Here is a 23,578-nt window from a genome sequence, read left to right as displayed (position 1 = left end):
CCCGGGAAGATTTTGTGGGAAGAAGTGATTTAACCTTGTCTGGCAGGTGCTCCTCTACTTGGTGTATACTGGCAAACACCTCACCTTTGGCTATAGGTGTATCAGGTAGTCAGGCTGTAACCCAATAATACAACGGTGGAAAACACCTACTTCATAAACAAGCATAATAAATCTGTCTGAAAACTTGTGTTATTGTTTACAATGATCGTACTTTTCAACTCAAAGTACTTTATACAAAACCAATGAAAGAACAACAAGAGTACGTAGAAACCCTGACTGAGATTAGATCATTGATGGAAAAATCTTCCCGTTTTTTATCATTAAGCGGGCTTTCGGGCATTTTTGCTGGCGTATTTGCCCTCTTGGGTGCAGGTGCTGCCTTTGTATATCTTAAAGCACCTTACGCAGACTATTACACACGGGCAATCAATGCAGACGATAGTATCAATATAGATTTTCTTACCTTTTTCATCATCGACGCTTTAAGTGTATTAGTACTTTCATTGAGTGCCGGGGTTTATTTTACCTGGCGCAAGGCCAAACGTAAAGGATTAAAGCTCATGCCCAAGCCTGCCGTGCGTCTTTTTTGGAACCTCATGATTCCGCTTGCTACGGGAGGGCTTTTTTGTGTGGTACTGGGTTATCATGGATACTTTGCTTTAGTGGCTCCCTGTACACTTATTTTTTACGGGCTGGCTTTAGTAAATGGTAGCCGATACACCCTCAACGAAATTCGCTACCTGGGCATCACCGAAATTGCTTTAGGGTTAATTTCTTCTTTTCTAATCGGCTACGGTTTGTTATTTTGGGCGATTGGTTTTGGAGTATTGCATATTGTGTATGGAGCACTGATGTGGTACCGCCACGAAAGATAGGCACACACCAAGGCGTAAAACACAGCAAAACAAGGGTTTAAGGGGGTATTATGAGCATTATAGAAGGATTAAATAAGGCGTTTGAAAATAAATTCAGAATTGGCACTATGGCTATTCTGGTAGTAAACGATTGGGTGGACTTTAACACTCTCAAAAAACTACTGGAAGCGTCGGATGGAAACCTGGCGAGTCATTTGACAGCCCTTGAAAAAAAAGAATACATTAGGCTAAAAAAAGAATTTGTGGGACGCAAGCCTCGAACTTCTTATCAGGCAACTAGCTAGGCAAAAAAGAATTCAGGCACACTTAAATGCCCTTGAAAAGCTTTTAAAGGGTTTTTGACCCTCAAAAAAATCACTCATTATAAAAGTGTATTTTTTTTGTACATACACTTTGTAAAATAAAGTACTTTCTAAGGCAATGCTTATGTATGGCAATTATTTAATTACGAATGACGAATGAGTCAATTACGAACCGACCGCAGGGAGCTCTGCGTAAGCTAATTACGAATTGGTGAATTACGAATTACGAATGGGCGCGAAGCGACGCTAAAGCTACGAATTACCAACTCCTAACTAATTCGCAAATATGATAATTTAAAGCTAAAGGCTAAGAGCTCCCTACAAACAGTTAAACAAAAGCTAAAAGCCAATCGTAGCTCAAGAAAAGGCTAAAGGCTAAAAGCTCCCTACAAACAGTTAAACAAAGGCTAAAAACTCATCGTAGCTCAAGAAAAAGCTAAAGGCTCCCTACAGACAGTTAAACAAAAGCTAAAAGCCCCCTACAAACAGCCAAAAAAAGCTAAAAGCTCATCAAAAGGCTAAAAACTACAGTCTACTGACTCCCGACTAATCACTCGCTGCTTTTGACAGGAATAATTGCCACTGAAAACTTACAAATACGACGGCGCTCGTCTACTTCCAGGTAGTCTTTAATATCGCGGTAAGGGTAAGTTTCGCCCAAACCAATCACATTGTCAGGTTGGCGTACTATGTTGGCTTTACCCACCTCTTTGAGCGCCTTGTCAAGGTACTTGTATACTGACTTGGCACGCAAACGCGACAGTACTTTATTGAGGTATTTTCTGTTTTGGGGGTAGTTAATGCCCTTTTTGGGGCTCGGCATAGGTCCAGGAGCATTTTGTTTTAGCAAGGCAATAAGGTTAGGTCGACGCAATGGTTCTGCGTCGCTGTATCCGGTGGTGGTTATTTCTATCTGAAGCGATTGGGTAGCATCTAACTTGCCTTCATACTTGCCCAGAGAGTCTTTTACCTGCTTGACAAACAAATTGATACGTGACTTTACATCTGCACTCAAGGCAAACTCTCCTGACTCGAAAGTACCTTCTGATTTTACGGTACCAGTACCTACGTTTACAAAATCGTTCATCATGAGCAATAGGTTAATTTCCTCATCACGCTTTTTGCGGTACTCACGGGTAAGTTTTTCTATTTTTTCCGAGTCTTTTTTTATATCCAGCGACGCAAGCATTGTTTTACGGGCTTTGAGCTCAGTTTCAAGTGCTTTGAGTATGGGCAGGTAGCTTTTAATGGCATTGTTTGAGTCGTCTACCAACTTATTTTGAATCTTGTTTTCGAGCGTTTTTATGATATTCAACTGTGAGGTGGTCGCTATGATATTCTCATCCAGTGCCTGTTTGCGGCTATTTCTGAGCCCGGTACAGCTATAGCCAATGGTGGCCAGCAAACATAAAAAAAACAGATTTTTAAGCATTATTATGTGTTTATCAATCTCAAAAGTAGGCATCTCGTCAAACGTATATCAATATTAGCAAATTCGGGCAAATATCGCAACTAATGCCGTAGCACGCGCAGGTTTTGGCATAAAATGTTCCCAAACATTGCCCGACTTACCCCTTTACATCTATTTTTTTCTTAGAGTAGGCACTTGTTTTTAATAATCGAGTCTTATTTTTGACAAACTTGCTCAAGCAATGACCACCCAATTAGCCAAAAATAAAACACAGATGTTGGACAAAAATACCCAAACCAGTTCTATAGAAAGAGCCTTGCCTTTTGTGATTGCTTTTTTGCTGCCATTACTCAACTTTATAGGCGATGTTGCCCGGCAAAAATCACTGGATATCATAGAGTTTTTGCCTCGTTGGGTATGCATTAGTTTGTTTTTGCTTATTTTATGGTACTTCAACAACCAAATAGCACCTACTAAAGGAGGTAAGTTTTTGTTCACTTTTTTGCTGGGCAACCTGGGGCTTACCGCCTTTTACCTGTTCATTCTTTCCCGTTTTTTTTCAGTCAATTTTCAATTTCTTTCTACTCCACTTGGTTGGGCAGCCGGGCTTAAATTTTTACTGGCTTCGTGGTTGTTTACCGCTATTCAACACACCCTCAAAACCACTAAGTCGGTGGCTACGCTCAAAGCCGAAAACCTTGCCCTAAAATCTGAAAAATACAAAGCCGAACTAGACCAGCTTCGCAAACAGGTAAACCCTCATTTTCTGTTTAATTCGCTCAGTACTTTACGCACCATGATCAGGTCAAACAACGCCAATTCAGAAGATTTTGTAATGAACTTGTCCGATGTGTACCGCCAAATATTGCAAACACGTGCTACCAACACCGTGACGCTTAAAGAGGAGGTGGATTTTTTGAATGCATATATTTATTTGCTCAAGGTAAGGCACGAAGACGCCCTGCATGTAGACATTCAACTTGCCCCTGATGCCTTGGCTTACAGTTTGCCAGCATACGCCTTGCAACTATTGGTAGAAAACTGCATCAAGCATAATATTGTATCGACGAGCCGTCCATTGACTATCAAAATTTATCAACAAAAGCCCAGTAGTGTAACTGTGGCTAACAATTACCAACCCAAAGCCCCACAAGAAGATTCGCTGGGGGTGGGACTTGACAACCTCCGCAACCGTTATCAGTTGATGGGGCTCGACAATGGACTCACGGTTAGCCAAAACGAACACGAATATGCGGTCACCCTTAATTTATATTAAAAAATGAATGTATTGGTAGTAGAAGATGAACGACGAACTGCTGAATTGCTTACTGAGTTTATAGAAGCCAAAGCAACCTACCTGGTGGTGCAGGTGCTCGACAGCGTAGAAGCTACAGTAAATTACTTAAAAAAACACCAGACACAAATTGATATTATGTTTTTGGACATTCAGCTTGCCGACGGACAAAGTTTTGTGGTGTTTGAACAGGTAGAGGTAACCATACCTGTGATTTTTTGCACAGCTTACGATGAGTTTGTCATGAAAGCGCTCAAAAACAATGGCATTGACTATATTCTGAAGCCTTTCAAAGAGCAAGACATTTACCAATCGCTTGCCAAGGTTCAAAACCTACAGCAGGCATTGGGCAAAAACCACCCAAATATACCACAGGTAGCCCAGCAAATATTGGCACAAGCCCCCTACCCTGCTGACCAACCCACCTTGCAAAGGTCTTTTTTAGTGCGTTACCGCGATAAAATGGTTCCGGTAGAGGTAACAAAGATTGCTTTTTTTCATTTAGACAATGACACTGTTCATGTGTATGGGTTTGATGGAGAAAAGCAAGCCATTTTTAAACGCCTTGACGAGATTGAGGCCGTCATTGATCGTCAGCTGTTTTTTAGGATCAACCGCCAGATGATTGTAAACCGGGTGGCTGTCAAAGATATTGAACCTTACTTTAACCGAAAAATGGTGGTAAACCTCCACTTTGCTATTCCTGACAAGGCCATTGTCAGTCGTTTAAAGGTCACTCCTTTTCTGGAATGGTTGGAAAGACCGAGGTAAGTAAGTCAGGCTTTGTGCCAAAGGTTTATGCAAGGTAGAATTGCCTCCCAAATAGTTTTATAAGTGATGCAAAATTATATATTTGTGGTTTGAGTGTTTCATTGTACCAATTTTGTAAACCAAAACACATAGTGTAGGTGTTTTCAATGGATGAACAGGAAGTAAATACCAAGATTGAACATTTGCTGCGGTCGGCAGATAAAAACAACATTGAGCTTGCGTTTCAGCTTTGCGTAGGGCTTGGAGGCAACTATGGCTCAAGGGTGCGGATAGCCTTGCGAAAATACCCAGTGTTGTGTGTAAGGCACGGGCTAGAACTGGACTTTTGGCAAGACCTCACCGAGCTTTACCTCATTATGGAGCGCCTGGACAAGTTTCCGGAAGAAGCTTTACAAATGTTTGCCCTCAAAGAAATAAGCCTGAACCAAAATAAAATTACGCAAATACCTCTAGAAATCACACAATTGACCCGCCTGGAATATTTAAGCCTCAGGCACAATCAACTGACTGCGGTGCCTGCCGAGATTGGGCAATTGACCAACTTGCAAACATTGAATTTGAGCGGCAACCAACTGACTGCTTTGCCTGCTGAAATAGGGCAATTGCAGAACCTACAGTATTTTACTTTAGAAAAAAATAAGTTGACCACCTTGCCCCCCGAAATTTATCAGCTCACCAACCTTATTGGGCTCAGCATTGAGAGCAATCAGATCAAAGAGTTATCGCCAGAGTTAAAAAACCTGCAATGTCTGGAACACCTCAACATTGCCGATAATGCCTTTTCTGAGAGGGCAATCAAACAAATACAAGAGTGGTTGTCGTACACCAATATTAGCTTTTTTAGGTATTATTAGCAATTAGGGCTGTACGAAGTTTTAAAAATCTTTGATATACAAGGATTTATATCTAAATCAAGGGGCTAAATGTAGGGGCAATCCCTTGTGGTTGCCCACACGAAGAGCAAACATGAGCGTATAAAACGTCTTTTAAAGGAATAAACGATCTTATTTGAACTCGCTTTAACCCTATAAAATGCTTATTATCAGTAATTTACAAGACTTCGCACACTCCTAATTAGCAACCGGAAATATCTACAAGACTCAAGCGATAAGCCACAAGTGCCCCATGTTATGCAAGTAGCCTTTGTAAAAGTAAGTCCTTAGATACCAATGTATATCGGTACTGCAAACCTGTTCTATAAACTACCATGGTTTTATAGCACATTGATTTTTAATGGCTTATGAAATATGTAGAGGGGAACGCTGACAAGGTTTTAGGTACTAGCCACGCTTCGCAAACCATACAAGCATTTAAAAAAGTCCCTACCCTTCTTTATGCTGCATAAAATCAATCAATTTTGCGTAAAATACCCCTTCTCGTAATACCTCTTCATTGCCCAACAACACCACTTGTTCACGGGCACGGGTAAGCGCCACGTTTAGTTTTTTGTCTACGGTTTGCTCAGCATTAAAAGCCTGTAGGTTTTTGAGTTGTTCGGGATGGTTTACTGCCATAGAGATAATGATGATTTCACGTTCGCTGCCTTGGTAACGCTCCACGGTATCAATGCTCACTTTGTTTTGCAGGTCTTCGTCGAGTTGCCCATAAATCTCGGCAATTTGGGCACGATAAGGCGTAATAACGCCTACAGTTTCGGCAGTAAAGGTCTCTCCATACATCTCTCTTACCACGTGAAGCAATTGTACCACTCGTTGGGCTTCTACCCGGTTAATCTTATTATGGGGCTCTAGCGGTGACGCCCAAAACAACAATCTATGTTGGTTGAGCCAGGGCTCTAGCTCGCTTTGGGTGTGTCCCTGGGGGTGCTGCAAGCTTGCCTTTTGTCGCTCAGTGCCTATTTTTAGTTTTTTGTAAAAATGCTCATTCACAAACTGGGTAATGTCTTGGTGCATGCGAAACTGGGTAGTAAGCATAGCGTAGCAATCGTGCCAGCCTCGGTTTTGGGCATTGGTCAGCAGCCGCTCAAACATAGAAATGCTCAAATCTTTGATGCCCATTTCGTGCAAATCGGTTTGTTGAGTTTGGCACTTTTCGGCATCCTGGGTGACCACGGCGGGCAACTGTTTTTCGTCGCCAATCAAGATAAACCGTTTAAAACGAGGCAGCACCCCACACAAATGCGGCTCTAACAGTTGCGATGCTTCGTCTATGATCACCGTATCGAAGCTTTTAATACTGAACAAGTTCAAATGTTTGTAAAATGATGCCACGGTAGAAACAAATACGTTGGTTTCGACCAAAACCTGATGCATTTCCTTGACCAACTTGCCCTTGCTGATGTTGCTCAGGCTATAAGGCGCATTTTCTTTGCTGCTGCCCAGTCTAATCATTCGTTGTTGGCATATAGGGTAAATCTTCTTGCAAATTTCATCTACTGCCCGATTGGTAAAAGCCAGCAAAAATATGTTTTCTTCGGTGTGGTGGAATAAATGATTGACCATTTGCGCCAGCATTGCCGAAGTTTTGCCCGTGCCCGGAGGTCCTTGTAGCAAAAAATAATCTTGAGCAGCTAAAGCCTGATTCAAAATATGGTTTTGTTCTGCATTGAGGCGTTCAATCTCAATGCCTGGCAAGTTGCCAAAACGTGGCTGACTTTGCCCCAACAACATATCTTTGCGTTTGTCGGGAATAGACAAGTAATAAGCCAACGACGCCAGCAAGTCGCGGTTGCCGCTCTCTAATAAATTGGGCTCTAGCACCCAGTGGCGGTGTTTTTGCAAAAACTGCTCGTCGATGTGCTTGTTCCACGCCTGTACGCTCACCTCGGCTGCGTTGATGTGCACAATGTTGCATTTGAGCAATTGATATTTCAGTGCCGACAGGCTACCATCGGAATTCATGGGGTACAGCACGGCAATATCGCCCTTACGAAAGGTAGTAACACTGGTACGGGTTTGGTTACGCTGAAAAACCAAGGTAGACGTGTCGAGGTCGGAACGGGTAAAGTCAAGGCTCAGGTTTTCGAGCAGACTAAAGTTGGCTGTTTTGTCTTCTCGCGAGTTTTTCCACAGGTTGGCAAACCCATTCTGAAAGTCGTTTTCGGTAAGCCCAATCTTAGCCGCTATGTTTTCGCGCACCACCAATCCGGCAAAAGCCGTAAAATACGCTTTGTCTATTTCACGGCAACTGCGCCACATTTCGTCAAATATCTTGGCGTCATCTATCACATAAAAAGGCAGCTTACCCGCCTGAATCCGATTGAGCAATTGATCAAAAATCCTAGAGTTCTCGCGGGCAATCATAAAATCCAGAAACACCATCTGGTTGCGTAATAGCAAGGCATCTTGTTGTTCAAAATTGAGCTTGCCACAGTTACGCAAATGCTCTCCCTCTTCGGCTTGCGAGTACAAAATGGCACTAATGCCCCGTCGTGCCTCGAAGGTGTCATCCAACAAAAGATTGTAACAAGCCACCTGTACCAAGTCGTTTGCCCAGGCTTTAGAGCGCACCGGGGGCACACTTTTGGTGCTTTTTAACTCTATAATTTCCTTCAGGTTTTGTTTGTCCTGGTCTTCTTCGTGCTCAATCAACACATCGAGCCGCCCCTGTAACCCATAAGTAGACGACAAAAAAGTGGGCTCGGTAGTGAGCCTTTGCTGGTGGTATTTTTTCACAAATTGCTTGAGCGTAGTAAACTGGGTTTTGAGGTTGAGGTAAATTGCCCGGAGTTTGTCCTTTAAAAAAACCGCCTCTAAGAAACTCTTGTATAACGCCCCCTTGAAGGCATCTTCGTAGCTTATTTCTTCATTGTCAATCAATTGGTCAAGCATTTCATTGATCAGGTTTCCTGTAAAGGTGGCTTCCGACCCAGTGAAAAACCGCAAATTGCCCAACAAATAGTTGTAAGACGACCGCCCCCCAAATCGATCTACACAGCGGGCTATAGCCGAAGCATCTACCAAATAATCAGGTTCAAGTACCAGGTTGGAGCTTTCGGTAGTGCGAAAATTACTTGCCAGTGGTTTGGGAGTATCTTCGTCGCTTTCGCTGATGGGTTGCACTGCCAGGTCGGTCACATGAATGGTTTGGTAAGGCTGGGCAAACCTCCCAAACTGACTAATGGCTTTATAATTGGTGTCGGTCACTTGAATACACGCCCTGCCAAAGTGTTCGGTTTCGCATATCAGCATACAGCGCCCTTTGCCATTGTTGAGCAGTTCATAGCCTGTAGTACGCAAAATAACCGCCCGCAACAAGTCTATTTTCTCTGCCGGGTCGTTGCGTTGATACAACGAGGGCAAGTCAGCATCTTTGTATAAATTCAATAGCTCGGAGGGCACAGTTTCTTGCGAAAAATGATACACCAAACCTGCCACTATTTGCACTCCTGCCATTACCTGCCAGGGTGCAGGCGCAAAGCTGTCTTGGCGCTGGGTACGGCGGCACAAAATACGCCAGCTATGAATCTCGTCTTCAAAGCTTTTGTCAAGATCGTAGGCTTCGCACACAAAACTAATTTGGGCAAAATGGCTGTAAAAAATCTGGGATTCCTTCGCCGTAATTTCTTTGATAAGGTTATAAAAAAGTGCATTCAATTGAATAGTAGCCGAACGCAAGTCGTGCAACTCTTCGGTGGTAGGTGTAGGGGGAGCTTCTTCTGTGGTTACGTGCTCTAGTTGTATGCCTTGGGCTATTACCGTAAGGCTGTTGTAAAAGAAATTGGCGGCAATGGGAGATACTATAAAATACATACGCACTTGTCAACTTTTGGTGTATCGAAGGGGCAAGTTAGGCATTTTTTGGGCTTGTTGGTATTGGGTAGTTTTTTTTACTCCACCAGTGCTACATTTTTATTATACAAATCGTACCAGGGTATTATGCGCTAAAACCGTTTGAGCGTGTTTTTGCCTTGTAAGAATGCTGTAAGTTTTTAATAGAGAAAAAACTCTTTTAGCGAAATTTCACAAAACAGTATTCGTGATTTTCAGTTTTATTTATAATTATTCAAGAACTTTTGTGACTATAAGTACAGTATCCTGTTTTTAAAAAAAATATGTCATAAATTTGGAATACTGCCCTTTATAACAATCACTCTATTTACACGTTAACTACATTGAAAACTGCCAAAATCAGCCTAACAAATATACAAGTTGAAGGTGCATTATTACACATATATTATCAGAAAAAATTAAATGTTACTTGGAACAATACACCATGCATAAACAATGGGTCATTGCCGACATTCACGGCTGCTATAAAACGTTTGTCAATCTATTAGAATATAAAGTACAGTTATCACAGGACGATCAATTATTTTTATTGGGAGATTATATTGATCGTGGATCAGGTAGCAAAGAGATCATCGATTATATTGTAAACCTGCAAGAATCGGGGTATAAAATATATACACTTAGAGGCAACCACGAAGACGTACTCTTGCGTTGTTATTGGGCGCTACAGTCTAAGCAGTGGACTCTCGAAATAGAGGAACTGTTTGCTGGCTGGATAAGGCACGGAGGCAAGGCTACCTTGCAGAGCTTTGGTGTACAAGCCCTCGGCCAAATCCCTTCTCATTACGTTCAGTTCTTAGAAAATCTACGTTATTATTACCTGCTCAACAACCACGTGTTGGTACACGCAGGGCTCAACTTTCGCCATACCAATCCTTTTTTAGACATTGAGTCTATGTTGTGGATTAAAAATTTTGCTGTAGAAGCAGAAAAAATTGAACACCGCAAACTGGTACACGGGCACGACCCCAAGTCGCTCGACTATATCAAACAGTGCATTAACAACCGTAGCCTGACCATTCCTTTAGACAATGGCTGTGTATACGAAGGTTCAGGCGGAATGGGCAATCTACTGGCGCTGGAGCTTAACTCTAACCAACTAGAGGTGCAACGCAATGTAGAGTATAAGCCTCTGTTTTTGGTGGCTTAAGTAGTAGTAAGTCTTTAGGTGCTGATGTATAACTGTGTAGTAAACTCACTGGTTTAAGTTACTGCTTTGCCCAAACTTAAACCAATAAAATAACGAACAGTTTGTCACTACTCTTAGGAATTGTTCAAAAATAAATTTACACTCTGAGAGGTGATTTATTGCCTTGATACTTCGTTATTTTTAGCCTTTGGCACAGCGTAGCTGTAGCCATCGGTTTTTGCCCGTAGCGCTGCTATGGGCGCAAAAAATAGCCTCGTCTCAAAACAAAACCTCTACCTCAAGAATGGTAATTTAATTTCTCACCATTCCTTATGAAAATAAACAAGCCCAGTTCAGGCATTTACTGAACCGGGCTTGTTGCCAAAATGTTGCGCTCTGAAGCTGCTACTACTTTATCTCCTGACAAAGTTCTATCAATACCCCGTTGGTAGTTTTTGGGTGCAGAAAACACACTAATTTATTATCAGCTCCTTTTTTGGGCTCCTTGTTGAGCAAGGTAAACCCCTCCTTGCTTAGGCGTTCCATTTCTTTCAGAATGTCTTCTACCTCATAGGCAATATGATGAATACCCTCTCCCCTTTTGGCTATAAACTTAGCAATGGCGCTATCTTCGTTGGTGGCTTCCAATAACTCTATTTTAGACTCGCCCATTTGAAAAAACGAGGTGCTTACACCTTCTGACTCTACAGCTTCGGTTTTGTAGGGAGGGCGGGCAAACAGCTTGGTAAACAAGTCGTTAGACTCTTTTAATGACTTTACGGCAATGCCTATGTGTTCTACTTTTAACATTTTTTGAATGGTTTGTATGACTATAAGTAGTAACAAACAATGGTTGTTAGCCACAAGTAGGCTCACTCATTTATCATCAGCTCATCCTACCTACTTGTTAGACCTATTGAATGCTTGTCTTAGTACTTATTTAAAAAATAACCGACGCAAATTTAACAAGACATTATGATAGTTATACTACCATTTTTTTTACTTAACTTGCAAAAAAAACGTATTTATAAATAAGAGGACTCAAGTACTCTTAGTAAAACTACAAAAATATACTGCTCCGTAGCACACCGTCTCTGAATGTTGTGTTTCTATTGGAACATTTTATTTTTTTCGTTTTACTTATATCAATCGCCAAAATTGTAATTATTTGGTTTAAACTTTGAACTTAACACTAAAATAATTCTCCAGACAATGGTTCAAATAACAGAAAGAGCAAAAGACAAAATTGTAGAACTCCGTCAAAAAGATGGATTGGACACTGCCCACAATATAAGAGTATCGGTAAAAGGTGGTGGATGTTCTGGTTTAATGTATGACTTGAACTTTGATGCCGAAGTCAAAGATAAAGATGAAATTTTCGAAGATAAAGAAGTCAAAATATTGGTAGATAAAAAAAGCCTGTTGTATTTGTTAGGTACTACCCTTGACTTTACCGACGGACTGAACGGCAAAGGGTTTCATTTTGTAAACCCCAACGCCAGCCGCACTTGTGGTTGTGGCGAAAGTTTTGCGGTTTAACTGATTCAACTTATTTTGCAAGCCAATCCATTCGTGGGTTGGCTTTTTTTTATGTAAATACCGAAGTAAAACTAAGGGAGTACACTGAAAACACGTACTTTATTTACTGGTTGCTCCCTAAAAGCTTGATCATTTTTTATCACCAATCTCTAAACACAACGAGCCACTTGCTGCTCATTGCTTGTGCCTTGTCACTATGACCATGTCTCAAAAACTACTGCTTTATATTGCCGCATTTATGCTTATTACGTTGGTTACATGTAGCCATTCACAACAAAAACAAGCCGCTGATATGCCTTCTCATTTACCCGACAACAATCACGCACCTAAAACTACCAACCCTGCATCGATCCCAGTTGCCCTTAAGCAGCTGATAGACCAGCTCAACCGCGATGCAGTACTACGCCACGGAAGCTGGGCGCTATCGGTGCAAGATGTAACATCGGGCAGGCAGTTGGTACAGGTAAACCCTTATCAAACAATGACGGTAGCATCGAGTCTCAAAACCGTGACTACCTCGGCAGGCTTGGGCATTTTGGGGAGCAATTATAAGTTTGCTACCCAAATTCAATACGATGGGGCTTTGAATGGTGGGGTAATCAATGGCAATGTATATATCAAAGGAGGAGGCGACCCTACCCTGGGCTCACCTTTGCTGGGGTACTCGCTGGATAGAACGATGAACGAATGGATAGCAGCTATGAAAAAAGCAGGGATTCGGAGGATAAAAGGGCAGCTAATTATAGATGAGACGCTATTTGAGGAAAACGTTACTCCTTCGAGCTGGATTTGGGCAGATATGGGCAACTATTATGCAGCACCTGCCGGAGCTATTAATGTATTAGACAATACTTATAAGTTATATCTACAACCCGCCAATCGGCTCAACACTACACCCAAGGTATTGCGTACCAGCCCTTGGGTACCCCGCATTCAGTTTGTCAACCATTTGAAAACTGCGGCAGCCGGCACGGGCGATCAAGCCTATATCCACGGGGCACCTTACGACCACGTACGTTATATCAATGGTACCATTCCTATGGGAAGCACCTTTTCTATCAAAGGCGCTCTACCTGACCCAGGTTTTTATCTGGGGATAGCTTTTCGCAAAAAACTGATTCAAAACGGGTTAATGACGAATAAAAATAAGGCCACCACTACCCGGATGATGAAGCTTGACAAACAACGGATCAATTATAGGCGTACCCTAGTATACACACACCGTTCGACCACACTCAAAAGCTTGGTAAAATGGATTAACTTGTATAGTATAAATCTGTATGCCGAGGCGGTGCTCAAGGCCATTGGTATAAAACAACAGGCCGAAGGAAGCACAGCTGCCGGGGCAAAGGCAATCACCCAATATTGGAAAGCAAAGGGCTTGTCTACCAGTGGTTTATATATTGAAGATGGCAGTGGTTTGGCACAGTCTAACGGGATCACAGCCTACCAATTGGCGCAGGTACAACGCCTGACTGCCAAACAAAGTTACTTTAATGACTATTATCAATCTTTGCCTGTAGCAGGGGTATCGGGCACCATGCGGGGCTTGTGCAGGGGCACCCGCGCCCAAAACAACCTGAGGGCGAAAACCGGGGGAATGACCCGGGTCATTTCTTTTACTGGCTACTTTAAAAACCGGGCAGGGCAACTGCGAAGTTTTGCTTTGGTAGCCAACCAGTATACTTGCAAGTATAACATCATAAAGGCAAAACTGGCAAGGCTTATGGTGGCTATGGTAGAAGTTTGAATGGTCAATGATGAATAAGGTGATTCCTTTTCTAAAGCGATGCCAGCTCTGCTTCGGTGTATACTCTCGACTCGGTCACAAAACGCAAGCCCAGGGGAATTTCGAGCGAAAAACTGGCACCTCTGCCTTTTACTACATTGATAATGAGCTGGGTATGTTTCCAATATTCAAACTGGTCTTTGGCTATATAAAACTCGCAGTCTGCAATGCTTCCCAATAATACGTCGGTTTCGTTGGTCATGAGTTCACCTTTGGGAAAACACATGGGCGAAGAACCATCACAACAGCCGCCACTTTGGTGAAACATAAGCTCGCCGTGTTTGGCTTTCAGTTGGTGAATTACTTCTTCAGCTTCTGGGGTTACTACTACTCGGTGGGTCATCGTTTAGTCTTTTTTAAATCAATAAAAGCATTGGGAGTTTTTGGCTACCCAATGCTTGATAAATTTAAATATATCAATGAGTTATGATCACATTTCCTTAGTAACGTGTTCGCCCCGTAAACGGGATTTCGGGCGCAGCCCTCAACAATAACTGTCCGACTTAGAATAAATCCGCTTTACTGCTTTTCGTTATTTTTATTGCCCGTAGTACCGTCCCACGGTCTGGCTCAACATCCCTCGGATGTTGCCTTGAGCGCAAAAACCGATGGCTAAAGCTTCGCTTTGCCGAGCTCTGCCAAAGGCTAAATGCCTCAGTCAGTTGCACGTATTTGCCCTAAAAACCAGAAACTTATTTTGAACACGTTACTTAGCAAAGGATAAAAGTTTTTTATCCTGGCTAAAAAAAGCCTAGCGCATTCTTGTCATAAGAAATCAACATATTTTTGGTTTGTCGATAATGATTTAACATCATTTTATGCGTTTCGCGTCCAATACCTGATTTTTTGTACCCGCCAAATGGTGCGTGGGCAGGATAGGCATGGTAACAGTTTACCCAAACCCGTCCGGCTTGTACTGCCCTCGATATTTGGTAAGCCTGGTGGGTGTCGCGTGTCCATACGCCCGCCCCCAAACCATACAGAGTGTCGTTGGCTATCTCTATGGCTTCGGCTTCGTCTTTAAAGGTAGTGACACATACTACCGGCCCAAATATTTCTTCCTGGAACACCCGCATTTTGTTGTTGCCCTTAAGTATGGTAGGTTGAATATAAAAACCACCCGACAAGCCGTCGTTGTGGGCAGCTTCGCCTCCAGTGAGCACTTCGCAACCTTCTTCTTTGCCAATGTTGATGTAGTTCAAGATCTTTTCGTATTGGTCGTTTGATGCTTGTGCTCCCATCATAGTATCGGGGCTCAGTGGGTGCCCTAACTTAATGGCTTCGGTACGTGCGACTACTCTTTCTATAAAAGCATCGTAAATGCTTTCTTGCACCAGCAAACGCGATGGGCAGGTACATACTTCGCCTTGATTGAGGGCAAACATTACTGCTCCTTCCAGGCATTTATCAAAAAAGTCATCATCGGCATCCATGACACTTTCGAAGAAAATGTTGGGCGACTTTCCTCCCAGTTCCAAGGTTACCGGAATAATATTTTTAGAGGCATATTGCATAATCAACTGCCCAGTGGTGGTTTCCCCGGTAAATGCCACCTTATTAATGCGGCTACTGCTTGCCAAGGGTTTGCCAGCCTCTACCCCAAAACCATTGACTACGTTGAGCACTCCTGCGGGTAAGATGTCTTCGATCATTTCCAAGAGTACCAAAATACCTACCGGGGTTTGCTCGGCTGGCTTAAGCACTACACAGTTGCCAGCAGCCAGGGCAGGTGCTACTTTCCAAGTAGCCATAAGGATAGGAAAGTTCCAGGGGATAATTTGTCCTACTACCCCCAATGGCTCTAGTACATTCATAGACACAGTAGACGAATCTAGCTCGCTCATAGAGCCTTCTTCTGCCCTTATTACTCCGGCAAAATATCTAAAGTGGTCAATTGCCAATGGCAAATCAGCCGCCATTGTTTCACGGATGGCTTTGCCATTGTCCCAGGTTTCGGCTCTTGCCAATGCTTCCAGGTTTTGCTCCATTACATCCGCTATTTTAAGCAATAAATTACTGCGGTAGGCTGCCGAAGAGTTGTTCCACTGAGGGGCAGCTTCCCAGGCGGCGTCTATAGCCAGCTCTACATCTTCGGCAGTAGAACGTGCTACTTTAGTAAAGGTATTGCCATCTACGGGCGATACGTTGTCGAAATACTCGCCCTTAACAGGTGCTGTCCATTTGCCCCCAATAAAATTTTCGTACTGGGCTTTAAAATCGGGTTTTGCTACCAGGTTTCCGGCTTCGGTCAATACATCACTCATGATACAAGGTTGTTTTTGTTTGAAATAATTACACTATTAAACTAAATATATTATGCTTTTTTCGGTTTCTTTTGCCCCTTGATTTCTCATAAAAAATATCACGTAGCTGGTGGCTATGCTCTATTTTTTATAATCATCAGAAAACAAAATAAATCCGAACTAATCAACAATTTACTTAATTAACAGTGTAATGATATTTTTATGAAAAGGTCAATTCAAGAACAATAGTCTGTAAAAATTCACTTCTCAAAATTATTCAATTAAAAAACAAAATAATTGCATTATCCTCTTAACAATATGAACAATCCTAGCATTATTTGTAAAATAACAGGTAAATTACCTGTATAAGCGTCCTATTTTATGTAAATTGGGGTATCAGAAAAATGCACACGAATATGCGTATACCTCAAAAATTTTACGAAAACCGTACCCTTGAGACCTTGGTAGAAAACCAAACCAGTTATACTTTGAACAATGCCGAAATGCACGTGTTCGAAACCCATCAACAGGCCGAAAAGGTAGCCCTACAGTTTAAACAACCCATACTTGCAAGTATGCTTACTGGCAAAAAAATCATGTATTTTGAACATACCAAGTCATTTGATTTTTTGCCGGGAGAATCGCTCATTTTACCTGGCAATGAAACCATGTGTATTGATTTTCCGGAGGCAAGCCTACAAAAACCTACCCGATGTTTGGCGATGGCAATTAATGAAGATAAGATTAAAAAAATAGCGGCTTTGCTCAATGAAAATATGCCTAAAATAGATGGTAATGAGTGGCGTTTTATTGATTTTAATTTTCACTTTACCAACGATGTTGCCATTCATGGCATCATTCAACGACTCTTGTTTTTGTTTACCGAAAACCATCCATCTAAAGATATTTTTGCCGATTTTATGCTGAAGGAGCTCATTATCCGGATTTTGCAAAAAGAAAACCGCGAACACTTTAGTAGTGTACAAAGCCAACCAGACGACCACAGGTTGACGTATGTGATCAAGTACATTAAAGAAAACCTTGACCAACCGTTGAGCATTCAACACTTGAGCGACCAGGTACACATGAGTGAGTCTAATTTTTATAGGGTTTTTAAAAATGAGCTAGGGGTATCACCCACTGACTTTATCAACGATGAACGCATCAAGCTTGCCACTCGATTGTTGCATGACCCCCACAAAAAAATAAAAGAGGTGTATCTGGAGTGTGGCTTCAATAGTATGTCGTATTTTACCCGATTGTTTAAACGGAAAAAAAAGGCCTCGCCCAGTGAGTTTCAGCGCAAGCTTACCCAAAAGAAATATTGAGGTGAACCCGCCTTTATTTAAAGTTTGTGGACTTCTTTTGTCTAGAGCAGCTTGCACTTATCAAAACTATCTGATGCTATTTAGGGAGCAAACAAGAAATAACCTACCCATTTTGTAGCTACTCTTTTGCCCCGATACTTTGTTACTTTTAGCCTTTGGTAGAGCTCGGCACAGCAAAGCTTTAGCCTTGGTTTGCAGCCGTAGCTCTGCTATGACTTTAAAAAGTGCCGTGTCTCAGAATAAAATAGCTATCAAAGAACGGGGATCCTATTTTTTAATTGCTCCCTTAAGGCTAAACTCAGCCATTAGTGGCAAGTGATCGGAAATACTCCACGTATCTTTCTGTCCAATACCTGTTTTTCCCAGATCAATATTTTTAGAAAAAAATATGTAGTCGATGGTTCTATCGGGCTGCTTTACTCTGGGGTCGTTGGGAAAGTGCGTAAACCATTCTGCTCGATTTTCGCCACGAGTTTGCTCTATGTTGGGCACTGCCTGGTAGTCGTTAAAAAATGAGGCAATTTCGGTTTTTGGCTTGTAATACTTTTTCTGGTATTTGGGCAACGTTCTATAGGCATTGCCCACTGGCAACAGGTTAAAGTCTCCCCCCAATAACCAGGGATGTCCCTGTTTGGTACGCTCTTTTAGCATTTTGTTTACATGGACTACTTGTTGTTCCATGGTATTGGTGCCTTGGGCAAATGCCGAAAGATGGGTGTTTAACACTAACAAGTCTTTGTTGCCTTCTACGGGCATTTTTGTTTCCAATACAGCACGCTTGAGGTAAAACTGCTGCACTAAAAAGTTTTGAGGAATCAGGGGCAACTGATGACGAATGCCTTCACTTATTTTATATTTAGAAATGGTAGATAGTTTCATTCCCACCGAGCCCATTACGTGAGGGTCGGGCACAAAAGAAGCTTTCCAGTAAAAGGCTGAGCAATGGCATTGATACGCTTTGTTGATCAAGCCCAACAATCGCTTGAGTTGATCTTCTTTGTCGGTACGGGCAGCGCCTTCGTCTATTTCTTGTAGTAAAATAATATCGGGGTCTTCTTGAGTGATAATTCGGGCTACTTCTTTGATTGTTAAGGAAATAGAGTCTTTTGAAGGGCGTGTGTCCGGACCAGAGTTATCGAGCAGATCATAAAAAAACACATAGCCTTTGCCTGCCATATACTGCACGTTCCAGCTCAATACTTTGAGTGATTGCCCTGCTTTAAGAGTGGGGGCATCTTTGCCACAGGTTACTTGCTCTTGTTGAACAGCATTGGGGTGGTAGGTAGCCAAATATACCCAAGTAAAAAATACACCCGTTAAGACCAATACTGTGATCATAAACCATTTAAAAAATTTCCGCATAATTAATCGCAACTTGTTGCTTTCTCCTCCTTGTTTTGAGTGCTTGTTTAAGGGTTAGCCGAAAGACTGAGCCCTCTAACACTTAATTTGGAGGGTTTAGCCACTCGCTAAAGCTCGGTTTAATGCATCTGAGAACAACACTCAGCGAAAACCACCTAAACACGAATGCTTTAAACAAGTCCTTATCAGAAAGCCCTCATTGAACTTATTGTGTAAATAAAATGCAATAATAGGCAGGCTATGCGAAATATACTAAGTAACTGATCTAAAAATACCCAAAGGCAGGTTTATGAAGTTTGACTATTTAGCCCTGAAGCACACGCTTGATACAAAGGTATTGTTGTACAATTTATTACACTATGGCGAAAAAGTCCCCAGATTTATTTAGAGGTATTTTCCCACAAAAGCTTATACAACAAAGCCAGCCTCCATCTCTTGAGGCTGGCTTTGTTGCCAAGAAAAATTACTATTACTTCTTTTTGCTCATCTGTATTTTTTGAAGCTCCTGCGCTTTTTTCTGCACCTCTGGATCACTGGCAAACTTCATTTGTGACTTCATCAATGCCCCCATCGATGTATAAGGATTGTACCCCTTATTGATTAACATGGTTTCCATGTTTTGCATCATAGCCATCGCATTTACCATTTCAGCTTTAGCACCTTTTGTCTTTTTCATCGCCACGATCATGTCATCCATCATCTCTATGAGTCCTTTTTTGTCAAGCTCAGGCATAGTGGGCAAAGCTGATAATTCATCTACCATTTTTTTGCTGCGCCACAACCAACCAAACTCATAAGGATCAAACTTCATTTGTTTTGGCGTACCAGGCACACGATGTTCCATTTCTTCGGCAATGGCCTTTTCGGCGTTTTTAAACATATTTTCTGCCTTTGACCGATCATTCATTCCAGGATCAGCGGGCATCATGATCAACTCATCTTTACTTTTTTGATTGAAGAAACCTATAGAATATTTTTCTTTGTCTAATTCTTGCAATAACATTTTTCCTTTGCCATTCTTTACCACCGACTTCAGCACTTTAAATGTTTTACTTCTCTCTTTCATTTCTTGGCCATTGGTTGCCACCGCATATACCACTTGGTCTTTGGTAAAAACAGCGGTCATCTTTATACTCATCGTTCCCATGCTTCGCTGATAAATCCACTCGCCCTTTGGCAACTTGTTTTGGGCGTAAGTATGCAGGCTTAAGCCAGTCAATAGGATAAAAGTAAATAGCGTGTAAATTGATAATTGATTTTTCATAAAATAAAAACGTTAGTTATTATAGTGTGCTAAATAACGTAAAATGAGTCACTAAATAATCGTTTTTCTACAAAAAATCACCTTAGTAGTTCACCTTTCCCGTCTAGCCCTCTTCAAAGCCACCCGCTTTATTTTTATAAATCTTTGCTATATTGCCCACAAAACAAGCAGAAATTTTACTCACCCTAATTTTTTGTCAAACCCATGTATGTTGTAAAAACCCTAGGATTTAAAAAAGTGATTCAATTTACCGGGCATCACATCGTTTGGATTGCCACTTGGATGACCACCGTAGTTCTGGTATACAGGTATGCCAAATTAAACTGGTTGGTGGTACCTTGGCTACCCTTGTCAATCGTGGGTACGGCGGTTGCCTTTTACCTGGGATTTAAAAACAACAGTGCCTATGCCCGTATGTGGGAAGCCCGCAAAATATGGGGGGCTATAGTCAACTCAAGCCGTTCGTGGAGCATGTATGTCAACAGTTTTATTAGCAACCAGTTTGCGGCACAGGCTGTATCGCCTCAACAACTCCATGAAGTAAAAAAAGCCTTGATTTATCGTCATATAGGATGGCTGTATACCTTAAGGCAGCAGTTACTGGTAGTAACCCCTTGGGAGCACGCCAATCAATCGGGCTTGGTAGGCAAGCAAGGTCGAATGTATAGAAAAACTACGGGGGTGGGGCTTGTGGAGGAAGAACACAACCAGAGCACACTCGATAATTTTGTGTCTGCCGAAGAGCAACAGCGCATGAGCCAATATGCCAATCCTGCCACCCAACTCATCAACCAGCAAGCTACCGAACTTGCTGCCTTGCAGCAAAAAGGTTTGACAGATCATTTTAGGCATATGGAGCTGCAGACAATTCTTAAAGACTTTTATACTCAGCAGGGCAAATGCGAACGCATCAAAAAATTTCCGTTGCCCCGTCAATACAATAATATGAGTCTGACCTTTGTAGGTATATTTATTCTTTTGCTCCCTTTCGGGATGATTTCTGAGTTTAGCAAACTGGGCGAGCTAGGGATATGGTTGTCTATTCCTTTTGGTACACTGGTATCTTGGGTATACATTGTCATGGAACTGGTGGGCGAATATTCTGAAAATCCTTTTCAGGGAATGGCAAACGATATTCCAATGTTGTCGTTGTGTCGCACTATAGAGATTGACCTCAGAGAAATGTTGGGAGAAACTGACCTGCCTGCGCCTATTGAGGCTAAAAAAGGGATTTTGATGTAAAACTTCCCTCCCCACTATCGTTTAAGCTAAAACTTAGCCTTATGTAGCATCTATGAACGTTTGCTAAATAGGGCTTTGCATCAAGTACTATAAAAAAACTATCCCCGACTGATTTTTCAAAAACCTGTAAAGGATAGTCTAGCTTTTAAAAAATATTTTACCAACAACAACTATACGTGTGGGTTGTCTTTGTTAGTAATCAGCTGCACTACACCAGGCAAAATGCCCACATCAATGGTTTCTACCTCACCTATTACTTCACCGTCTAACTGTAGTAGTCTGGATTTTTCTAAGCAAATGCGGGCTTCTTTGGTGGTGATGATGGTGCTGTGCTCATCGTCGAAAAACCTAGGATCAAATTTAGACAATCCTGCATTTATCAATGATTTAACCCCTACTTTTTCTATGACTACCAGTTCAAACTGCCCGTCTAAAGGGTTGCCCGACAAATTGAGCGGTATACCTGTACCATACTTTTGGGCATTGCATATAGCCACCATAATGGCCGATTTTTCTATTACCTCTCCGTTGGCCTCTATCTTTACTTCAAAGGGAGTCAGGTTTACCAGTTCGCTCAACAAATACTTGGCATAGGTCATCATTCCCCGGCGCGAGTCATTTTCATATTTATTTACCAATTCAGCATTGGTGCCTACATCGCCAATATGCAACAATTGATGCGCTTTATTTACCTGCAATAGGTCTAAGGGTACGATCAGGTGTGACAATAGTAAATCTTTAAACGCTTCGGTAGGGTCATTATTTACGCCTAACTCTTCTGCCATGCCATTGGCAGAGCCCAAGGGTACAATGCCCATAGCATAATGAGTGCTTTGCAAAGCAATCGACGCAAATTGTACGGTACCATCTCCCCCTACTACTGCTACCCTATCTGGTTGATAATCATTTAATTGTTTTTCAAAACACTCTTTGTCATTATTTCCGGTAGTTTCAAATACTTGAAAGTCTATGCCATACTTGTTGCACAACTGATTGGCTACTTCCATAAAAGGGGTTTTGTCTACCCCACCCGAAATAGGGTTTACTAAAAATAAAAGCTTCATAAATGTTAGGTTGCCTGTTTTAGTTCCTTAAGTAACTCTGATTCTTTTTCTGCCGAGTCAGCATCATTAAAATACATCGCATTTACTCCTGTCTCTTGAAGTTTTTGCCATTGCTCCTCGTTTCTGCTAAACCTGGTTTGTCTGATATACACTTTTAGAATCTTGTCGGGATGCATTTTTGCCACCTGAGTATATATCTCCATATCCCGCTGTGAGTCATCGCCCATTAAAACCAACTTTTTATTGGGTAGGTTTTCACAAATTAACTTTAAGAAATCGAGCTTATAATCTTTGCCCTTTTTAGCATTAAATAATTGCCTTAGGCTCAAATAAGGGGTGAGTAACAGAGGTCCCTCGGGCAGTTGTTGGTATTGAACTACCGCCGAAATCAACCCAAATAAGTTGCTCTCACTTTTGGACAAATAAATCACCCTGGTACCAAAGTTTTTAAACTGTTTAAACAAGCCGTGTGAAAAAACAATGGTGCGACGTTTTTTTGGGCGCCGAAAAAGTATGGTGCCAATGCGTTTGATAAAAGAAGCCGTGTGTGAAAGCAGAATGGTATCGTCAATGTCTGACACAACTTCTATGTTGGCATTGGTGCGGTCAAATACCACCGGATAATGTGTAGGAAGTTCAAGCGATTGCCCTGCTACCTCTAGCCTTAACTCAGGGGTAACCTGCCCTGCTACCATTGTCGAGAAATACCCCTTGTAGTTGGTAGTAACAGATACTTGTTGTTGGTTGGCCAAATGAATGGTAACTGACTGGTGTTTGCAAACCGGACGAAAGTAAGAGCGCATCATGCGGATAAAGTGCCCAAGCCAAGTAGAAGATGTAGTACTACTGCGTGGTTTGCCCTGTAGTAGGGTACCAGTAATGAGTACTTTTTGATTGAATTGAACTGCTGCAAATTGCCATACATGCATTATTTAAAATAGTTTAGAAGTGGTGATTGGTTAAGCCTATAGATAATGATTACAAAAGTAATAGACTGAGCCAGTTTTTTACGTTTTCAGGTATAAAACAAACAGGCCATTTGATAAGTTTTGAAAAAAATGGTCTACCGCATTTAATTGTTATTAAATAACGGGGTTGAAAACCAAAAAACGAGGTACAAGCCCTATCTTTTGGGCTAGTTTTAACCCAACCTTGAGCACCACTCCATCAAACCAAGCATTCGTTCTATCAAAAAAACCTTGCCCTAAAAACAT

The 23,578-nt window shown here is 41.8% G+C and carries 19 protein-coding genes; 10 read left to right on the top strand and 9 right to left on the bottom strand.

The features are described 5' to 3' along the window. The first annotated feature begins 242 nt into the window (after positions 1-242). Both M23134_RS33770 and M23134_RS33765 read left to right on the top strand, forming a co-directional pair. Entirely contained in the window at positions 243-875 is a 633-nt protein-coding gene (locus tag M23134_RS33770) for a hypothetical protein (protein ID WP_002704620.1), read from the top strand. A gap of 50 nt (positions 876-925) precedes the next feature. After that, entirely contained in the window at positions 926-1,159 is a 234-nt protein-coding gene (locus tag M23134_RS33765) for a transcriptional regulator (protein ID WP_002704618.1), read from the top strand. 568 nt (positions 1,160-1,727) lie between these two features. Here the strand turns inward: M23134_RS33765 and M23134_RS33760 are convergent. Next, the gene (locus M23134_RS33760; protein WP_045114875.1) at positions 1,728-2,609 is read right to left on the bottom strand and encodes a hypothetical protein; all 882 of its coding nucleotides are present in this window, start codon (positions 2,607-2,609) and stop codon (positions 1,728-1,730) included. A gap of 220 nt (positions 2,610-2,829) precedes the next feature. Between M23134_RS33760 and M23134_RS39345 the strand changes: the two genes are divergently transcribed. From M23134_RS39345 to M23134_RS33745, 3 genes are all read left to right on the top strand, one after another. Beyond that, positions 2,830-3,864 carry a sensor histidine kinase gene (locus tag M23134_RS39345; RefSeq protein WP_002704607.1) on the top strand — a complete coding sequence of 345 codons (1,035 nt, stop codon included), beginning with the start codon at positions 2,830-2,832 and terminating at the stop codon, positions 3,862-3,864. A 3-nt stretch (positions 3,865-3,867) separates the two neighbouring features. After that, positions 3,868-4,653 carry a LytR/AlgR family response regulator transcription factor gene (locus M23134_RS33750; RefSeq protein ID WP_002704604.1) on the top strand — a complete coding sequence of 262 codons (786 nt, stop codon included), beginning with the start codon at positions 3,868-3,870 and terminating at the stop codon, positions 4,651-4,653. A 146-nt stretch (positions 4,654-4,799) separates the two neighbouring features. Next, positions 4,800-5,507 carry a leucine-rich repeat domain-containing protein gene (locus M23134_RS33745; protein ID WP_002704602.1) on the top strand — a complete coding sequence of 236 codons (708 nt, stop codon included), beginning with the start codon at positions 4,800-4,802 and terminating at the stop codon, positions 5,505-5,507. Between the two features lie 468 nt (positions 5,508-5,975). Here M23134_RS33745 and M23134_RS33740 read toward each other — a convergent pair whose 3' ends face one another. Then, complete coding sequence (locus tag M23134_RS33740) at positions 5,976-9,365, bottom strand: ATP-dependent helicase (RefSeq protein WP_002704600.1); 3,390 nt, start codon at positions 9,363-9,365, stop codon at positions 5,976-5,978. A gap of 463 nt (positions 9,366-9,828) precedes the next feature. Here M23134_RS33740 and M23134_RS33735 point away from each other — a divergent pair, with 463 nt between their 5' ends. Further along, complete coding sequence (locus M23134_RS33735) at positions 9,829-10,554, top strand: metallophosphoesterase family protein (RefSeq protein WP_002704598.1); 726 nt, start codon at positions 9,829-9,831, stop codon at positions 10,552-10,554. Positions 10,555-10,941: 387 nt separating this feature from the next. Here M23134_RS33735 and mce read toward each other — a convergent pair whose 3' ends face one another. After that, positions 10,942-11,343 carry a methylmalonyl-CoA epimerase gene (gene mce / locus M23134_RS33730; protein ID WP_045114873.1) on the bottom strand — a complete coding sequence of 134 codons (402 nt, stop codon included), beginning with the start codon at positions 11,341-11,343 and terminating at the stop codon, positions 10,942-10,944. A 402-nt stretch (positions 11,344-11,745) separates the two neighbouring features. Here mce and M23134_RS33725 point away from each other — a divergent pair, with 402 nt between their 5' ends. Both M23134_RS33725 and dacB read left to right on the top strand, forming a co-directional pair. Continuing rightward, positions 11,746-12,072, top strand: coding sequence for a HesB/IscA family protein (locus M23134_RS33725; RefSeq protein ID WP_002704596.1), 327 nt, complete (start codon positions 11,746-11,748; stop codon positions 12,070-12,072). Positions 12,073-12,274: 202 nt separating this feature from the next. Continuing rightward, positions 12,275-13,822, top strand: a complete 1,548-nt coding sequence (dacB, locus tag M23134_RS33720) for a D-alanyl-D-alanine carboxypeptidase/D-alanyl-D-alanine endopeptidase (protein WP_002704594.1) — start codon at positions 12,275-12,277, stop codon at positions 13,820-13,822. Positions 13,823-13,853: 31 nt separating this feature from the next. Here the strand turns inward: dacB and M23134_RS33715 are convergent, their stop codons facing one another. Beyond that, positions 13,854-14,204 carry a DUF779 domain-containing protein gene (locus M23134_RS33715; RefSeq protein WP_002704593.1) on the bottom strand — a complete coding sequence of 117 codons (351 nt, stop codon included), beginning with the start codon at positions 14,202-14,204 and terminating at the stop codon, positions 13,854-13,856. Positions 14,205-14,601: 397 nt separating this feature from the next. Next, positions 14,602-16,125, bottom strand: coding sequence for an acetaldehyde dehydrogenase ExaC (exaC, locus tag M23134_RS33710; protein ID WP_002704592.1), 1,524 nt, complete (start codon positions 16,123-16,125; stop codon positions 14,602-14,604). Positions 16,126-16,520: 395 nt separating this feature from the next. On the opposite strand from exaC, the gene M23134_RS33705 reads away from it, so the two are divergent. Next, a complete protein-coding gene (locus M23134_RS33705; protein ID WP_002704591.1) occupies positions 16,521-17,432 on the top strand; it encodes an AraC family transcriptional regulator in 912 nt (303 codons plus the stop codon). Positions 17,433-17,699: 267 nt separating this feature from the next. On the opposite strand, the gene M23134_RS33700 is transcribed toward M23134_RS33705, so the two are convergent. Beyond that, positions 17,700-18,794 (bottom strand): endonuclease/exonuclease/phosphatase family protein, encoded by a 1,095-nt coding sequence (locus M23134_RS33700; protein WP_157558782.1) that lies wholly within the window; start codon positions 18,792-18,794, stop codon positions 17,700-17,702. 469 nt (positions 18,795-19,263) lie between these two features. Beyond that, complete coding sequence (locus tag M23134_RS33695; RefSeq protein WP_002704588.1) at positions 19,264-20,058, bottom strand: hypothetical protein; 795 nt, start codon at positions 20,056-20,058, stop codon at positions 19,264-19,266. Between the two features lie 204 nt (positions 20,059-20,262). On the opposite strand from M23134_RS33695, the gene M23134_RS33690 reads away from it, so the two are divergent. Next, positions 20,263-21,300: a bestrophin family protein gene (locus M23134_RS33690; protein WP_002704587.1), complete on the top strand. Its 1,038-nt coding sequence runs from the start codon at positions 20,263-20,265 to the stop codon at positions 21,298-21,300. Between the two features lie 170 nt (positions 21,301-21,470). Here the strand turns inward: M23134_RS33690 and M23134_RS33685 are convergent, their stop codons facing one another. Continuing rightward, positions 21,471-22,364 (bottom strand): diacylglycerol/lipid kinase family protein, encoded by an 894-nt coding sequence (locus M23134_RS33685; RefSeq protein ID WP_002704585.1) that lies wholly within the window; start codon positions 22,362-22,364, stop codon positions 21,471-21,473. A 5-nt stretch (positions 22,365-22,369) separates the two neighbouring features. After that, positions 22,370-23,293: a phosphatase domain-containing protein gene (locus M23134_RS33680; protein WP_002704583.1), complete on the bottom strand. Its 924-nt coding sequence runs from the start codon at positions 23,291-23,293 to the stop codon at positions 22,370-22,372. Positions 23,294-23,578: the final 285 nt, after the last annotated feature.

It is taken from the genome of Microscilla marina ATCC 23134, from assembly GCF_000169175.1.
GTDB lineage: Bacteria > Bacteroidota > Bacteroidia > Cytophagales > Microscillaceae > Microscilla > Microscilla marina.
The sequence above is the reverse complement of the archived record's forward strand: the minus strand, read 5'-3'. Positions and strand labels throughout refer to the sequence as shown.

Bases quoted from the DNA above. Each gene is read 5' to 3' on its own strand.
- M23134_RS33770 (WP_002704620.1), top strand. From the start codon at position 243: ATGAAAGAACAACAAGAGTACGTAGAAACCCTGACTGAGATTAGATCA.
- M23134_RS33765 (WP_002704618.1), top strand. From the start codon at position 926: ATGAGCATTATAGAAGGATTAAATAAGGCGTTTGAAAATAAATTCAGA.
- M23134_RS33760 (WP_045114875.1), bottom strand. From the start codon at position 2,609: ATGCTTAAAAATCTGTTTTTTTTATGTTTGCTGGCCACCATTGGCTAT.
- M23134_RS39345 (WP_002704607.1), top strand. From the start codon at position 2,830: ATGACCACCCAATTAGCCAAAAATAAAACACAGATGTTGGACAAAAAT.
- M23134_RS33750 (WP_002704604.1), top strand. From the start codon at position 3,868: ATGAATGTATTGGTAGTAGAAGATGAACGACGAACTGCTGAATTGCTT.
- M23134_RS33745 (WP_002704602.1), top strand. From the start codon at position 4,800: ATGGATGAACAGGAAGTAAATACCAAGATTGAACATTTGCTGCGGTCG.
- M23134_RS33740 (WP_002704600.1), bottom strand. From the start codon at position 9,365: ATGTATTTTATAGTATCTCCCATTGCCGCCAATTTCTTTTACAACAGC.
- M23134_RS33735 (WP_002704598.1), top strand. From the start codon at position 9,829: ATGCATAAACAATGGGTCATTGCCGACATTCACGGCTGCTATAAAACG.
- mce (WP_045114873.1), bottom strand. From the start codon at position 11,343: ATGTTAAAAGTAGAACACATAGGCATTGCCGTAAAGTCATTAAAAGAG.
- M23134_RS33725 (WP_002704596.1), top strand. From the start codon at position 11,746: ATGGTTCAAATAACAGAAAGAGCAAAAGACAAAATTGTAGAACTCCGT.
- dacB (WP_002704594.1), top strand. From the start codon at position 12,275: ATGTCTCAAAAACTACTGCTTTATATTGCCGCATTTATGCTTATTACG.
- M23134_RS33715 (WP_002704593.1), bottom strand. From the start codon at position 14,204: ATGACCCACCGAGTAGTAGTAACCCCAGAAGCTGAAGAAGTAATTCAC.
- exaC (WP_002704592.1), bottom strand. From the start codon at position 16,125: ATGAGTGATGTATTGACCGAAGCCGGAAACCTGGTAGCAAAACCCGAT.
- M23134_RS33705 (WP_002704591.1), top strand. From the start codon at position 16,521: ATGCGTATACCTCAAAAATTTTACGAAAACCGTACCCTTGAGACCTTG.
- M23134_RS33700 (WP_157558782.1), bottom strand. From the start codon at position 18,794: ATGCGGAAATTTTTTAAATGGTTTATGATCACAGTATTGGTCTTAACG.
- M23134_RS33695 (WP_002704588.1), bottom strand. From the start codon at position 20,058: ATGAAAAATCAATTATCAATTTACACGCTATTTACTTTTATCCTATTG.
- M23134_RS33690 (WP_002704587.1), top strand. From the start codon at position 20,263: ATGTATGTTGTAAAAACCCTAGGATTTAAAAAAGTGATTCAATTTACC.
- M23134_RS33685 (WP_002704585.1), bottom strand. From the start codon at position 22,364: ATGAAGCTTTTATTTTTAGTAAACCCTATTTCGGGTGGGGTAGACAAA.
- M23134_RS33680 (WP_002704583.1), bottom strand. From the start codon at position 23,293: ATGCATGTATGGCAATTTGCAGCAGTTCAATTCAATCAAAAAGTACTC.